Genomic DNA, 14,612 nt, shown 5'->3' on the forward strand with positions numbered 1-14,612 from the left:
CGCCAACTCGGAGACGTCACCACCCTCACCGACTCCAGCGTCATGGACCTCATCCAGTCCAAACTCCCCACCACCCCCACCGAGGACTGACCCCGTACGACGGCAGCCGCGTACCCCCTAGGGTTCTGGTGTGCCGACGTACAGCATTGGGCAGGCCGCGCGCCTGCTGGGGGTGAGTCCGGAGACCGTGCGCCGATGGGCGGACGGCGGGCGGCTGCCGATGGACCGGGACAGCTCGGGGAACCGGGCTGTCGACGGGGCCGGGCTGGCCCGGTTCGCGGCGGAGCGCGCGGCGGGTGATCTGCGCGGTGTCCCCGAGGACGCACCGCCCACCTCCGTGCGCAACGCGTTCACCGGCATCGTCACCGCCCTGGCCGTGGACGACGTGGCGGCCCGGGTGGAGGTCCAGTCCGGGCCGCACACGCTGGTCTCGCTCGTGACCCGCGAGGCCGTCGAGGAGTTGGGCCTCGCGGTCGGCGTCACGGTCACCGCGCGCGTGAAGTCGACGAACGTGCACGTCGATCGCCGCTGACGCCCGCGTCGGCGCGGCACAGCAGGGCGGCCCACAGGTCGAGACGGTCGGTGAGACGGGACAGATCGCGGCCGGTGAGGCGCTCGATCCGTCCGATGCGGTAATGCACGGTGTTGACGTGCAGATGCAGGGCCTCGGCGGTGCGGGCCCAGGAGCCGTCGCAGGCGAGGAAGGTCGTCAAGGTCTCCAGCAGCGGCGTGGCGGAGGTGCTGCGGATGTCGAGCAGTGGTCCGAGGACGGAGCGGGTGTACGCGGCGCGGACCTGTGCCGGAACGCCGGTCAGCAGGGCTTCGAGGCTGGTGAGCGTCGTGGCGTCGGTGAGCAGTGACGCCTCCGGCGCGGTGCTGCGCGCGGAGGCCAGGGCATAGCGGGCCTCGGCCAGCGCCCTGGGCAGATCCTGGAGGTCCGTCGCCGGGGAGCCGGTGCCGCCGTGCAGTGGCAGGGTCCGCTCGCACGCGGCGACCCGCGACCACACCTCGCCGAGGCCGGTGGTCGCGGCGGTCCCCGGCGTCGCTTCGGGCAGCACGGCGAAGGCGGTGCCGTCCGGCAGGCGCCCGACCGCCGCGCTCTCGGCCCCCACCCCGGCGAGCACCTCCGCGAGCGCGCTCTCCGCCAGGCCCTCCCCCCGCGCGCCGGTGGCGGCCGCCAGGACACGGTACGGCCCCCCGGCGGACAGCCCGCACGCCCGCAGCGCGCCCTCGGCACCGACCGCGTCGGCCCCGTCCGCGGCGAGCAGCGCCCCGAGTTCACCGGCCGCCCGACGCGCGGTGGTCCGGAGCTGGGCCTGTGACGCCTGGCTGCGGCCGAGGAGCGCGGCGACCTCGTGCAGCAGACGGGGTGGCGCCGCGGCGGGGTCGGGCAGGTGGAGGTACCAGCGCTCGTACGGGGAAGCGATGTCCGAGTCGACGGGAACGGTGACGCCGCCACCGCCCGTGAGCACCCCGACGGCCTCGGACGCGGGCAGGACGTCCGCGCCCGCGGTCACCGCGACGGTACGGCCGGCGGCGGTGAGGACGTGTGCGACGGCCCCGTCCGCGAGGTGGGCGAAGGCGGTCGCGACGATCTCCCGCGGACCGGCGTCGCGGGCCGCGAGACGGCTGAGGCGCCCCCGCAGGTACTCCGGCAGCGCATGGTGCCGGCTCAGTTCGCCCCACTGCTGGAGGTAGACCGTCTCGGTGACGGACCGGAACATCACATGGGCCGGGACGCCGGCCACCGGGATGCCGTGCCGTGAGCATGCCTCGATCAGCTCGTCGGGGACCGAGCCGTGGGTCTCCTCCCCCGCCAGCAGCACGGCGGCGTCGGCGTCCCGCAGCGCGGAGACGAAACGCTCGGCCTTGTCCCGGCCGGCCTCCGGCGTCCACCACACCAGTCCGCTGAGCACGGCCTCGCCCGGCCGGACGAAGCGGGCGGGGTCCTCCAGATCGGTGACGGTCACCCCGTTGATCTCCCGCCGCAGCAGCGCACCCTCGGCCCACAGCAGACGCAGGCCGAGGGACTCGTCCCCGAGGAGGTGTTCGACGTGCATGTGCGCTCTGGCTCCCTGTGCGGCAGCCGAGCACGGGGCGCGTGCCCGGCATCTCACATTCACCAGGTGAGTGCGAGTCATCGCATCGTAAATGCAAGATCAGACGGGCGGAATGCCTCTTGGTTGATCCTCCATGGATCGGCCCGGAAAAGTCCGCGTTTCCGTGTGGTGAACCAGTCGTCCGGGCCCTGGTCGGATTGCTTCACTGACGGCCATGGACCTGAACACGGTGGTCGAGGTGCAAGACGCCCGCGATCGCGCGCCCTGGCAGCCGGGCGACGCCTGGCTGGGTGGCGGCACCTATCTCTTCTCCGAGCCCCAGCCCCGGCTGCGGCGCCTGGTGGACCTGAGCCGGACCGGCTGGACACCGCTGGAACTCCACCCGGACGGCTCGCTGGAGATCGCCGCCACCTGCACCATCGCCCAGCTGTCCCGCTTCGCCAAGCGGCTCACGGTCCGGGCGGCACCGCTGTTCGAGCAGTGCTGCCGGGCCTTCCTGGCATCCTTCAAGATCTGGAACATGGCCACCGTCGGCGGCAACCTCTGCAACGCCCTCCCGGCCGGGCCGATGATCTCCCTCACCGCCGCGCTCGACGGCCGGTGCCTGCTGCTGGCCCAGGACGGCGCCCGCCGCCGGGTGCGCGTCGCCGACTTCGTCACCGGCGCGGGCCGCAAGGACCTCGCCGAGGGCGAGCTGCTGCGGTCCGTCACGCTGCCGGCCCGCGCCCTGTCCTGCCGTACGGCGTTCCGGCAGGCGTCGCTGTACGGGCTGGGCCGCTCCGGGGTGCTGGTCATCGGCGGGCTGGACCCGGTCGACGGCTCCTTCGCGATCACGGTCACCGCGTCGACCGTCCGGCCGGTGCGGCTCTGGTTCCCGCTGCCGCCGGCCGCCGGGGCGCTGCGGGCGGCCATCGGCTCGGCCGTCGCGGACGGCGAGTGGTTCGACGACATCCACGGGCTGCCCGAGTGGCGGCGCCATATGACCTTGCGGTTCGCGGAGCAGATCCGCGAGGAGGTGACCGGATGAACATCGAGGTCAACGGCCGTTTTCACGAGGAGGAGCCGCGCCCCGGCCAGTGTCTGCGCACCTATCTGCGCGAACGCGGCTGGTTCGGCGTGAAGAAGGGCTGCGACGCCGGGGACTGCGGTGCCTGCACGGTCCACGTCGACGGGGAGCCCGTCCACAGCTGTCTCTACCCGGCCTTCCGCGCCGACGGCCGGGCGGTCACCACCGTGGAGGGCCTGGCCTCGCCGGACGGTGAACTCCACCCCGTGCAGCGGAAGTTCCTCGACGCCCAGGGCTTCCAGTGCGGTTTCTGCACCGCCGGATACCTGATGACCACGGCCGCTCTGGACGAGGACCAACTCGCCGACCTGCCCAGGGCGTTCAAGGGCAATCTGTGCCGCTGCACCGGCTACCGGGCCATCGAGGACGCCGTACGCGGGATCAAGCACGTGGAGGCTCCCGGCGCGGGCGAGTCCGTGGGCCGCAGCCTGCCCGCCCCGGCCGGCCCCCAGGTCGTCACCGGCACCGCGCGCTACACCTTCGACATCGACGTCCCCGGCCTGCTGCACATGAAGCTGCTGCGTTCCCCGCACGCCCATGCCCGCATCACCGCGATCGACACGACCGCCGCACTGCGCGTCCCCGGCGTGCACGCCGTGCTCACCCACGAGGACGCCCCTGAACGGCACTTCTCCACCGCTCGCCACGAACATCCCGAGGAGGACCCGGACGACACCCGCGTCCTCGACGACACCGTCCGGTACATCGGCCAGCGGGTCGCCGCCGTGGTGGCGGACAGCGAGGCCGCCGCCGAGGAGGGCTGCCGCCGGATCGAGGTCGCGTACGAGGTGCTGCCCGCCGTCCTCGATCCGGAGGAGGCGATGCGTCCGGGCGCCCCGGTCGTCCACGACAAGGACGCGGCGACGGCCCGCATCGCCCGCCCCCACGACAATGTGGTCGGCGAGGCGCACGGCGAGATCGGCGACATCGAGGCGGGCTTCGCCGCGGCCGACACCGTGTACGAGCGGACCTTCCGCACCCAGCGGGTGCAGCACGCCAGTCTGGAGACGCACGGCGCGGTGGCCTGGCTCGACGAGGACGACCGGCTGAACGTCCGGTCCAGCACCCAGACCCCGTTCCTCACCCGCCGCGCCCTGTGCGCCCTCTACGATCTCCCGCACGACAGGGTCCGGGTCGTCGCGGGCCGGGTCGGCGGCGGGTTCGGCGGCAAGCAGGAGATGCTCGTCGAGGACATCGTCGCGCTGGCGGTGCTGCGGCTGCGGCGTCCGGTGAAGCTGGAGTACACCCGCGCCGAGCAGTTCTACGGCGCCACCACCCGGCACCCCTTCACCATCGGGGTGAAGGCCGGTGCCCGGAGCGACGGCACCCTCACCGCGCTCCAGTTGCGGGTGGTCTCCGACACGGGCGCGTACGGCAACCACGGCCCGGCGGTGATGTTCCACGGCATCGGCGAGTCCACGGCCGTCTACCGCGCCCCGCACAAGAAGGTCGACGCCTACGCCGTCTACACGCACACCGTCCCGGCCGGCGCCTTCCGCGGCTACGGCCTCGGCCAGGTCATGTTCGCCGTCGAGTCCGCGCTGGACGAACTCGCCCGCCGACTCGGCCTGGATCCCCTGGAGTTCAAGGCACGCAACATCATCGGCCCCGGCGAGCCGATGCTCACCCCGGGCGGTCACGAGGAGGACCTGCACATCGCCAGCTACGGCCTCGACCAGTGTCTGGGCATCGTCCGCCGGGCCCGGACGGAATCCCGGGGCGATCCCGCGCCCGAGGGCTGGCTGGTCGGCGAGGGCGCGGCCCTGGCGATGATCGCCACGGGCCCGCCGGGCGGCCATATCGCCGACGCCCGCGCCACCCTGCTGCCGGACGGGGGCTTCGATCTCGCCGTCGGCACCGCGGAGTTCGGCAACGGCACCACCACCGTGCACCGGCAGATCGCGGCCGGGGAGCTGGCCACCACCGTCGAGCGGATCACCGTCCGGCAGTCCGACACGGACGTCGTACGCCATGACACCGGCGCCTTCGCCTCGACCGGTGTGGTGGTCGCGGGCAAGGCCACGCTGCGGGCCTGCCGCGCCCTCGCCGACCTGCTCCTCGATTTCGCCGCCGCCCACCTGCGCGTGCCGCGTGCCGGCTGCCGCCTGGCGGAGGAGGCCGTCCTGCACCCGGGCGGGCGGCTGCCGCTCAAGGAGCTGTACGCGGCCGCCCGCGCGGTCGGCGTCGAGTTCGCCGCGGACGGCCACTTCGGCGGCACCCCGCGCTCGGTCGCCTTCAACGCCCAGTGGTTCCGGCTGGCCGTGGACCCCGGCACGGGTGAGATCCGGATCCTGCGCAGTGTGCACGCGGCCGACGCGGGCAAGGTCATGAACCCGATGCAGTGCCGGGGTCAGGTGGAGGGCGGGGTCGCGCAGGCGCTCGGGGCCACGCTCTTCGAGCACGTCCGCATCGACGCGCGCGGCGAGGTCGAGACGGCCGCGTTCCGCCGGTACCGGCTCCCCCAGTACGCCGATGTGCCGCGCACCGAGGTCCACTTCATGGAGACCGCGGACGCCATCGGCCCCCTCGGCGCCAAGTCCATGAGCGAGAGCCCCTTCAACCCGGTCGCCCCCGCCTTCGCCAACGCGCTGCGCGACGCGACCGGCGTCCGCTTCACCGAACTCCCGCTGACCCGCGACCGGGTGTGGCTCGCCCTGCACCGGGCCGGGGTGACGGGTCAGCCGAGGGTGAGCAGTTCCTCGTAGAAGCCGCCGAACTCCCGCTCCCGGTCGATGAGATGGATCTCCAGGATCCAGTGGCAGCGGCGTCCGGCTCTGTCCGTGCGCCGCAGCGGGGTCTCGTTCGCGGGGGTGATGTACGACTCCACGTCCGCGCCGTCGATCCATTCGTGCGGGAACTCGCCCACGAGATGCCCAGCGTGCCAGCCGCCCAGCTCCCACCCCGCCTCGGCGGCCAGCCGCCGCACCTCGGTGTACAGCCGCTCGCCTGTGATGTCCGGGTCCGCCTCGAAGCAGCGGCGGCCCGCGGCGAAGACCCTCGGCAGATCGTCCCGCAGCCGGTGCTTGACCGGGTCGTCGCCGAGGACGAAGGTCCGGCCGAAGTCGGCCTCGTACACCTCGAAGATCGGCCCGAAGTCGGCGAACACGATGTCGTCCGCGCCGATCACCCGGTCCGGTGGGTTCTCCCGGTACGGCTTGAGCGTGTTCGGCCCGGAGCGGATGATCCGCTTGTGCCAGTGCCGGGTCGTGCCGAACAACTCGTTGGCCAGGTCCCGGACGCGGTCGCTGACGGCCCGCTCCCCCTGCCCCGGCGCGACCAGACCGCGCTCCTCGATCTCCGCGAAGAGCCGCTCGGCCTTCGCCTGGGCGTCCAGCAGTCGTGCCGAGCGCGTGGGTTCGTCATCCGTCATGGCGCCGAAGGTAACAGCCGGAGCGTTCCCGGCCGCGACGGCCGGCTCGGGTCTCCCGCAGGTCACCGGCGATGCGCCCGCCGTCCCCCGCGCGCTGGCGGGCATCGAGAACGGCGAACGCCTACGCTGCAAGGGACGTAGAACATCAGGACGAGATGACGAGATGACGAGAAAGGGCGCGGTCCGTGGCCGAATCGCCTTCCTCCGCGGCCGGAGTCTCCGGTCGCATTCCCCCCGGGCAACGGCAGGTGCACGGCTGGCCGGTCTCGCACTACGGCCCCGTCCCCCGCTTCCGCCCCGAACGCTGGAACCTGCGCGTCTTCGGCGCCACCGCCTCCGGCGAGACGCGTGAGTGGACCTTCGACGGCCTCGCCGACCTCCCCCGCGTCACCGTCGTCGCCGACCTGCACTGCGCGAGCGGCCCCACCTCCACCGACCACGAGTGGTACGGCATCCCCGCGGCAGCCGTCCTGGACCTGGTCCCGCCGGCGCCCGGAGTCAGGCACATCATGGCCTGGGCGGAGTACGGCTACTCCGCCAATATGCGCCTGAGCGACTTCACCTCGCCCGAGACCCTCCTGGCCACCCACCACAACGGCGAGCCGCTCACCGCCGAACACGGCTTCCCCCTGCGTCTGGTCGTCCCCCATCTCTACGGCTACAAGAGCCCCAAGTGGCTGCGCGGCATCGAGTACATGACCGCCGACCGGCGCGGTTTCTGGGAGGAACGCGGCTACCACAACATCGCCGATCCCTGGAAGCAGCAGCGCTACTCCTATCTGGAGGAGGCCACCGACGGACCGCACGGACCGGCCTCCTAGGGCCGTGTCCGGCAGGCGGGAGCGCGGTCAGGCGCCGTCGGGACCGCCCGCCCACACGGCAGGGATCCGCCGTGCCCAGGGAGCGGCCTCCTCCAATTGTCCGGCGAGGCGGAAGAGGACGTCCTCGCGGCCGTGACCGGCGGCGAACTGGACGCCGATGGGCAGTCCGGTGGCCGGGTCCGTCTCCAGGGGGACGGACATGGCCGGGGTGCCCGCGATGTTGAACGCGGCGGTGAACGGCGAGCGGTGGAAGACCCGTTCGAGCCAGCCGAGCCCGTCGATGCCGTCGGCGTCCTCGGCGTATGTGCCCAAGGGGACCGGCAGTTCGGGCAGGGTCGGGGTGAGCAGCAGGTCGTACTCCGTGAAGTAGCGGCCGATCGCGCGCGCGACGCTGTTGCGCATCGCGAGCGCGTGGACGAACTCGGCGCCGCTGACCCGCCGTCCGAAGACATAACTGGCGAGCGTCTCGGGTTCGAGGGTGCTGAGGTCGACGGGCCGCTCGAAGGCGGTGGCGAAGCCGTCGATCCAGGTCACCAGATTGGTGCTCCACAGGCGGGCGTTGGCCAGGACGAACTCCTCCCAGCCGATGCCCAGTTCGACCTGGACCTCCGCCACCCGGTGCCCCAGGGACTCGGCGAGTCGCGCGGAGCGGTGTACGGCGTCGAGGACCGTCCCGTCGACGGCCCGGCCGCCCCAGGGCCGGGTGAGGAGACCGATCCGCAGACTGCCCGGGGAACGGGTGATCTCCCGCGTGTACGGCCGCTCGGGCCGCGGGGCGGCGTAGGGGTCGCCGGCCTCGGGGCCATGGACGAGGTCCAGCAGCGCGGCGCTGTCGCGCACCGAGCGGCTGAGGAAGCCATGGACGGCGAGCCCGTTGAAGACCTCGTCGGTGTCCGGCCCCATGGAGATCCGGCCGCGGGTCGGCTTCAGCCCGAACAGACCGTTGGCGGCGGCGGGGACCCGGACGGAGCCCGCCGCGTCGGTGGCATGCGCGATCGGGACGATGCCCGCGGCGACCGCTGCTCCCGAGCCGCCGCTGGAGCCGCCGGGGCTGCGGGTGGGGTCCCAGGGGTTACGGGTGGCGCCGTACAGGACGCCTTCCGTGGTGGTGCTGTACGCGAACTCCGGGGTCGCCGTGCGTCCGAGCGTCACCAGCCCGGCGCGGCGCAGGCGCGCCATGAGCGAGGAGTCGGCCACGGCGACGTTCCCGGCGGCGATACGGCTGCCCAGCTCCACCCGCTTGCCGGCCATCGCGACGGCGAGGTCCTTGATCAGGAACGGCACCCCGGCCAGCGGAGTACTGCCCGCAGCCGGTATGTCCTGCGCGGGCCAGGTCTCGACCACCGCGTTGAGCTGCGGATTCACCGCGTCGGACGCCGCCTGGGCGGTCGCGGCGAGTTCCGCGGCGGTCACCTGGCCGCGAGCCACCAGGTCGGCCAGGCCGACGCCGTCGTAGCGCACGTACTCGGAAAGCTTCATGTTCGTCCCTTCAGGGGAAACGGAGGATCGGAGAACCGGAGAACCGGTACCGATCAGTCCCGCACGATACCGAGCGGTATCGTGCGGGACTGATCGGTACCGTAGCATTGGGTCGGGGCGGCGCAACGCTCCACCGGAACCGACGAGGGGCCGTACGGCGGACATGGACAGAGCCAGCAGACAGAGCAGGGTGGCCAAGCTGCCCCCGCGGGAGCGGATCCTCGACGCGGCGGAGGAGCTCTTCTCCCGCGAGGGGATCAAGGCGGTGGGCGTCCAGGCGATCGCCGACCGCGCCGAGACCACCAAGATGGCGCTGTACCGGCATTTCGCGACCAAGGACGCGCTGGTCGAGGAGTGGCTGCGGATCGTCGCGGCCGACTACACCGCGGTGTTCGACCGGCTGGCGGACGCGCACCCCGACGAGCCCCGGGAGCAGATCCTGGGGATGGCCCGGTTCATCGCCGACGGACTTCCCGAGATCTCCCACCGGGGTTGTCCGTTCATCAACTCCATCGCGGAACTGCCGGACCGCGCCCACCCGGCCCGTCGGCTGATCGAGACCCACAAGGCCGGCCAGCTGCACCGGCTCACCGACCTGTGCGCGCGGGCCGGACTGCCCGATCCGGACATGGCGGCGGCGGAGATCACCTTCCTCCTCGAAGGGGCCCAGGTGAGCGCCCAGAACGGCAGCGTCGGGCAGGCGGGCGAACGGCTCATGAGGATCATCGAGGCGGTACTGGACCGGCACGCGACGCCTGCCGTCACCGGCGTTGCCGATGTTGCCGGTGTTGCCGGTCGCTGAAGAGCGTTGCGGAGCAACACTCCGACAACGGCCGACACTCCAATGCCCCTGACCTGCCAGGGACTTCACAGCCAACGGCGACAACACCCGCGCAACAGGCCCCTGTTGGAGCCAGCCGACCAATCGCGGGCCGCAACGCCTCCGGCTTCCTCCATCCTGGTTCGGACGAATGGAGGACTTGATGGATCCGGACCCCCTGCTACCGCCGAGACCGACCGCGACACTTCCGCCCGCCGGTGCGGCGAGAAGCGGGACGACGGCCACGGGGGCGCACCATGGGTGAATTACGGCCTCTGGGAGACGATCTCAACGCGGCTTCCCGGGCGCTGGCCGAGGCGCTTCGCGAGCTGTTCGAGAGCCTTCAGGTGTCCGTCCGCCGGTACGCGGCCCGCCGCGGGCTCGACCCCGGCACGGTCTCCCGCTACCTGAACGGCACCCGGCTGCCCCCATGGGGAGTGATCAACGACCTCTTCACCGACGTCGCCGAGCATCGCGGCACCGCCGTCACCACCGAGGCCATCGAGCTGGTACGGGGCCTGTACGGATCCGCCGTGGACGCCGCCTCCTCGCCCAAGCACGCCGTGGAGATCCTGGAGCAGCAACTGGCCGACGCCGACCATGTCTCCCGGCGGTCCAGCGTCCGCGGCGACGTCCTCGGCGACGCGCTGCTGGACCGGACCCAGCGCATCGCCGACCTGGAGACGCGGCTCAACCAGCTGGAGGCCGACCGCATCGCGGAGCGGAAACGGGCGGACGAGCTCGCGGAGGCGCATCCGGATGTGTACGGCCTCATCCAGGAGCGTGACGAGCTCCAACTGGAGGTCGAACGGCTCGGGGCGGCCCTTGAGGAGGCACAGGCCCAGCGTGCCGCGGCGGAAGGACGCTGCGAGTTGCTCGAACGCCAGCTGGAGGCGGTCGAACAGTCCGCCCCGGCCCCGCTGCCGCCAGGGCGTCAGCGCATGCCCAAGATCCTCATCGTCGACGACCAGCCGGACAACCTGCTGGCGATGACCGCGGTACTGGCGACGCTCGAACAGGAACTCGTCACCGTCTCCTCCGGCCGGGAAGCCCTCAAGGCCCTCCTCGACCACGACGACTTCGCCGTCATCATCATGGACGTGCAGATGCCGGAGATGGACGGCTACGAGACCTGCGCCCACATCAAGCGCCGCTCAAGAACCCGGGACATCCCCATCATCTTCCTGACCGCGATGGGCCTCGGCTCCGAACACTCCGCACGCGGCTACGCGGCCGGCGCCGTCGACTACATCAGCAAGCCCTTCGACCCCTGGGCCCTGCGCGCCAAGGTCGCCGTGTTCACGTCCATCCACCTGGAGCGACACGGCCGGTAGACGCGGCGTGGGCGCAGCCCCGCGCACATCCTCAGGGCCGGTCCCGGACCTCCCCGAAACCGGCCCTGAGCCCCGACTCTCCCGACTGCGAAGCCTCGTCATGCCCCAACGCCGCTCACCCTTGCCCCCAGCCGGCAGCCGGGCGGTGGCTGCGCTGGGTGTAGCCCTGGCGCCGAGGAGTACCCCTGAGAGATCCCGACTTCGAGCTGTACGACACCGTCGGCCGCGACGCCGACCAGATCGCCGCCGCGCGCCACGGCATCGCCACCCGCAGCGACCTGCTGCGGTGGGCGGCGCGGGATGCGAAATCCTTCCTTGCCGACCGCCCTCTCCCCGGGCAGCCGCTGCCCGCACCGGACATCGCCCCCTACCTCGGCACCCTCGCCGCAGCCAAGACGCCCGCCGAGGTCAGCGCCGTCACCCACCGCCTCCTGGACGCCGTGCAGCCCGCCCTGACTGCGGTAGTCAAGTCCCGGGGCTGCGCGACACCGAGTTCCCCCGCAGCTTCGCCCGGCGCGCCCGATCCGATGCATGCCCGTTCTTTCATAGCCCGCCCCGCCCCCGGCGGCTACAACGGCGTCGTCGTCCACGACCTCGACCGGCCGATTCACAAGGTGCCCCTGCTCCTCGACGGTGCCCCGCCCTCGCTCGTCACCGAGCTGACCGGCGGTACGGAGTTTTCCAGCATGCCCCTCGACAACTTCCTGATCACCACGGACGGCTCCCCGCCGACCCGCGCATTCGATTCAGCGACAACCCCGCCCACTGGACCCTCGGAATGCCGCCACCGGTGATCGGGCACGCCCGGCCTGCCCGGCCCGCGAAGCCCGCGTCCGGTACAGCGCCCCGGCGCAACACCACACGCCGCTGAACCACCCCGCCCCACCCTGCTCACTGGAGACCTTGTCCTGCCCACGCCCCTGATCACGGCGGTCATCGCGTCCCGCCTGCGCGAGGACCGCCTCGGCTTCCTGGCCGCCAAGTACTGCCCACTTGGACGTACCCGTCGCAAGCGGCCTGCACGGCGACAAGCGGATGGTCGCCCTCGACCGGAGTGGGTGCGCCTCGTGGGATTGGGCGCCGCCCGCTTGGATTGTGGGCTCTGCGCCTGCTACCAGCGCGGGCTACAGAGTGGTGGCCGATCCGGAGTGAAACGGGCTCTGCTTGGACTCAGCGATGGGGAACTGCACCCTGGTGAGGTCTTCGGAGACGGCCCACAGCCGCTGCTGGACGGCTGCCTCGTACGACTCCGAGCTGGAGGTGACCAGCCGGGGGTGGCCCATGACCTCGTTGCGTCCGCCGGGACCGTAGTACTGGCCGCCGAGCGCGGCGGGGTCGGTGGCGGCGCGCAGGGTCGGCAGCGCGCCCATCGCCGGCTTCTGGGTGATCAGCGGCGTGAGCCAGGTGAGCGGAAGCCGGAGGGCCGCGGGGGTGTTGCGGGCGAGCTCGGTGCTGGACATGCCGGGGTGCGCGGCCACCGCGACGGTCGTGCCGTGCGTGGCGAGCCGGCGCTGCAGCTCGTACGTGAACATCAGGTTGGCCAGCTTGGACTGGCCATAGGCGCCGACCCGGCTGTACGACCGCTCCCACTGCAGGTCGTCGAAGTGGATCGCGGCCCGGATGCGGTGGCCGGTGCTGCTGACCGTCACCACGCGTGAGCCGGGCACCGGCAGCATCAGGTCCAGCAGCAGCCCGGTGAGCGCGAAGTGGCCGAGGTGGTTGGTGCCGAACTGCAGCTCGAAGCCGTCCCGGGTGGTCTGCTTCGGGGTGTACATCACGCCGGCGTTGTTGATCAGCAGGTCGAGCCGGTCGAGGCGGGACCGCAGCGCCGCCGCCGCGGTCCGGACGGAGTCGAGCGAGGTCAGGTCCAGCGCCTGCACGGTCACGTCGCCGGTCATGCGGGCCGCAGCTTGCTCGCCCTTCTTGACGTCGCGCACGGCGAGCACCACGGAAGCCCCGCGCTCGGCGAGCGCCTTGGCGGTCTCGTACCCCAGTCCGGTGTTGGCCCCGGTCACCACGGCCACTCGCCCGCGCTGGTCTGGAATATTCGCCGTCGTCCACTTTTCACTCATGTCGGACTCCCGTCCAATTAAGTACCGAAGGTATCTTGCATCAGTGACGTTAAAGTACTCCCGGTACATTGTCAACGTACCAGGGGTACTTAAGCTAGGCTGGTGATCGTGACTTTCCAGCGGGCGCGAACCGAAGAGCAGCGGGAGATGCGCCGACGGGCGATCCTCGACACGGCGTCGGCCATGCTCGACGAGATGCCTGTGGCCGCGGTCACCCTGAACGAGCTCAGCCGCCGGGTTGGGCTGGCGAAGCCGAACGTGCTGCGCTACTTCGAGTCTCGCGAGGCGGTGCTGCTAGAACTGCTGGACCACTTCCTGCAGGAGTGGCTGAAGGAACTGGCAGGCGAGTTGGCGGCCGGCGTCGACGAGAATCTGCCCATGGCCGAGCGAGCGGCAGCGGTGGCCGAGATCCTTAGCCGCTCGCTCTCCGGCCGAGCGGTGCTGTGCGACCTCTTCGGCGCACAGGGCAGCGTCCTGGAACACAACGTCTCCGTCGAGGTCGTAGCACGCTACAAGCGCGCCTCCCTGGACCGCCTGACAACCATGACCGCCCTGATCCAGAAGTACCTGCCGGAGCTGGGCGAGAACGCAACACAGTTCAGCCTGCAAACCATGGTCATGGCCGGCGCGCTGTCGGCGTACAGCACGCCCCCGCCCAGCCTGCAGGCGGCCTACCAGGCCGAGCCCGACCTGGCCCGCTTCCACTTGGAGTTGAAGGACTCCTTGAAGCTGGCCCTGACAGCAACCCTCCTGGGCGCGCTACCCCGCAGCTGACGCGCGTCGCACGGAACGGGCACAAATCCTCTGCCTTCTCCCGCTTCGAACAGTGGAGGCCGGCGCGCCATGGACTGCAAGACCAGCAGGAGCCGCCCCAGTCCGCGGTGAGCGCGGCACGGCAACATAGCCGACGATCCCCGGTTTGGGCAGCCGGCGATTCTGGCGACTATCGAAGCTCCCCCGCCAGTCCTTGTCCCATCCCGTCAGCCGCTCGTGGTCGGGAGGGTGGTGCGGTGAGCTGTTCGGTGATCTGCGCTTCGAGTGCGGCGATGCGTTTGCCGGCGAACCCGCGCGTTGTCCTGGGCGGCAGAGAGACGTTCGGTGAGGCGATCACGTTCGACCGTCAGAGCCCTGACTTCGCGTTGCAGGCTGACGTCGGCGGTGGTGATGCGCACGACGTCGGCGTCGGTCCACTCGCCCTGGAGTGCCGCGATCTGGCCGAGGAGTTCAGCGATGCGCTCCCGCTGGTTGACGACCTCTGCGTTGGTGTTGCTGAGGGCTTCCTCGATGTTGAGCGCGCGTTCACGCCAGGCCGCCTCCAGCGCGTCGCGCTGGTCTTGATCCGTCTGCGCTCGCAGTCCGCAGGCTCGTAGGGTGGCCTCGGTGACGATGGTGCGGGCCTCAGTGCGCTCGTAGAGGAAGGTGCGCGAGACGTCCGCCTGCCGGGCGACCGCGGCCACGGTGATCGGGCCGCCGCACGTGGCGAGCTGATCGACGACGCTCTTGATGCGGACGAGACCGGCTCGGGTCTTCTGGCTCCGCGCTCGCAGAGTTTGCGCGGTGCGTCCCACGGCAGAGCACGCCCAGGGCCGT

13 protein-coding genes are annotated in these 14,612 nt (G+C 71.6%); 8 read left to right on the plus strand and 5 right to left on the minus strand.

Features of this window, described 5'->3' with window-relative positions; all coding sequences use genetic code 11:
* The first annotated feature begins 130 nt into the window (after positions 1–130).
* Positions 131–532, plus strand: coding sequence for a helix-turn-helix transcriptional regulator (locus tag AB0N90_RS29745; RefSeq protein ID WP_361683378.1), 402 nt, complete (start codon positions 131–133; stop codon positions 530–532).
* On the opposite strand, the gene AB0N90_RS29750 is transcribed toward AB0N90_RS29745, so the two are convergent.
* Positions 486–2,060, minus strand: a complete 1,575-nt coding sequence (locus tag AB0N90_RS29750) for a helix-turn-helix domain-containing protein (RefSeq protein ID WP_365201877.1) — start codon at positions 2,058–2,060, stop codon at positions 486–488. The two genes, AB0N90_RS29745 and AB0N90_RS29750, sit on opposite strands and share 47 nt — an antisense overlap.
* A 214-nt stretch (positions 2,061–2,274) precedes the next feature.
* Here AB0N90_RS29750 and AB0N90_RS29755 point away from each other — a divergent pair, with 214 nt between their 5' ends.
* Both AB0N90_RS29755 and AB0N90_RS29760 read left to right on the plus strand, forming a co-directional pair.
* Positions 2,275–3,087 carry an FAD binding domain-containing protein gene (locus tag AB0N90_RS29755; RefSeq protein ID WP_365201878.1) on the plus strand — a complete coding sequence of 271 codons (813 nt, stop codon included), beginning with the start codon at positions 2,275–2,277 and terminating at the stop codon, positions 3,085–3,087.
* Positions 3,084–5,831 carry a molybdopterin-dependent oxidoreductase gene (locus AB0N90_RS29760; protein WP_365201879.1) on the plus strand — a complete coding sequence of 916 codons (2,748 nt, stop codon included), beginning with the start codon at positions 3,084–3,086 and terminating at the stop codon, positions 5,829–5,831. Before AB0N90_RS29755 ends, AB0N90_RS29760 begins: the two co-directional genes overlap by 4 nt.
* Here the strand turns inward: AB0N90_RS29760 and AB0N90_RS29765 are convergent.
* Positions 5,804–6,496: a M24 family metallopeptidase gene (locus tag AB0N90_RS29765; RefSeq protein WP_365201881.1), complete on the minus strand. Its 693-nt coding sequence runs from the start codon at positions 6,494–6,496 to the stop codon at positions 5,804–5,806. The genes AB0N90_RS29760 and AB0N90_RS29765 overlap by 28 nt on opposite strands.
* 185 nt (positions 6,497–6,681) lie before the next feature.
* Between AB0N90_RS29765 and AB0N90_RS29770 the strand changes: the two genes are divergently transcribed.
* Positions 6,682–7,317, plus strand: a complete 636-nt coding sequence (locus AB0N90_RS29770) for a molybdopterin-dependent oxidoreductase (protein ID WP_365201883.1) — start codon at positions 6,682–6,684, stop codon at positions 7,315–7,317.
* A 27-nt stretch (positions 7,318–7,344) separates the two neighbouring features.
* On the opposite strand, the gene AB0N90_RS29775 is transcribed toward AB0N90_RS29770, so the two are convergent.
* On the minus strand, positions 7,345–8,796 hold the full coding sequence (locus tag AB0N90_RS29775; protein ID WP_365201885.1) for an amidase: 1,452 nt from the start codon (positions 8,794–8,796) through the stop codon (positions 7,345–7,347).
* A gap of 163 nt (positions 8,797–8,959) precedes the next feature.
* Between AB0N90_RS29775 and AB0N90_RS29780 the strand changes: the two genes are divergently transcribed.
* The 3 genes from AB0N90_RS29780 to AB0N90_RS29790 all read left to right on the plus strand — a co-directional run bounded on the left by AB0N90_RS29780 (position 8,960) and on the right by AB0N90_RS29790 (position 11,744).
* Entirely contained in the window at positions 8,960–9,598 is a 639-nt protein-coding gene (locus AB0N90_RS29780; protein ID WP_365201887.1) for a helix-turn-helix domain-containing protein, read from the plus strand.
* Between the two features lie 275 nt (positions 9,599–9,873).
* Complete coding sequence (locus AB0N90_RS29785) at positions 9,874–10,950, plus strand: response regulator (protein WP_365201889.1); 1,077 nt, start codon at positions 9,874–9,876, stop codon at positions 10,948–10,950.
* A gap of 527 nt (positions 10,951–11,477) precedes the next feature.
* Entirely contained in the window at positions 11,478–11,744 is a 267-nt protein-coding gene (locus AB0N90_RS29790) for a hypothetical protein (RefSeq protein ID WP_365201891.1), read from the plus strand.
* Between the two features lie 330 nt (positions 11,745–12,074).
* Here AB0N90_RS29790 and AB0N90_RS29795 read toward each other — a convergent pair whose 3' ends face one another.
* A complete protein-coding gene (locus AB0N90_RS29795) occupies positions 12,075–13,022 on the minus strand; it encodes an SDR family NAD(P)-dependent oxidoreductase (RefSeq protein ID WP_365201893.1) in 948 nt (315 codons plus the stop codon).
* Between the two features lie 108 nt (positions 13,023–13,130).
* On the opposite strand from AB0N90_RS29795, the gene AB0N90_RS29800 reads away from it, so the two are divergent.
* The gene (locus AB0N90_RS29800; RefSeq protein ID WP_365202100.1) at positions 13,131–13,796 is read left to right on the plus strand and encodes a TetR/AcrR family transcriptional regulator; all 666 of its coding nucleotides are present in this window, start codon (positions 13,131–13,133) and stop codon (positions 13,794–13,796) included.
* A gap of 206 nt (positions 13,797–14,002) precedes the next feature.
* On the opposite strand, the gene AB0N90_RS29805 is transcribed toward AB0N90_RS29800, so the two are convergent.
* Positions 14,003–14,590 (minus strand): DUF6262 family protein, encoded by a 588-nt coding sequence (locus AB0N90_RS29805; RefSeq protein WP_365201894.1) that lies wholly within the window; start codon positions 14,588–14,590, stop codon positions 14,003–14,005.
* Positions 14,591–14,612 lie beyond the last annotated feature (22 nt).

It is taken from the genome of Streptomyces sp. NPDC093018, assembly GCF_040684035.1.
Taxonomy (GTDB): Bacteria; Actinomycetota; Actinomycetes; order Streptomycetales; family Streptomycetaceae; genus Streptomyces; species Streptomyces murinus.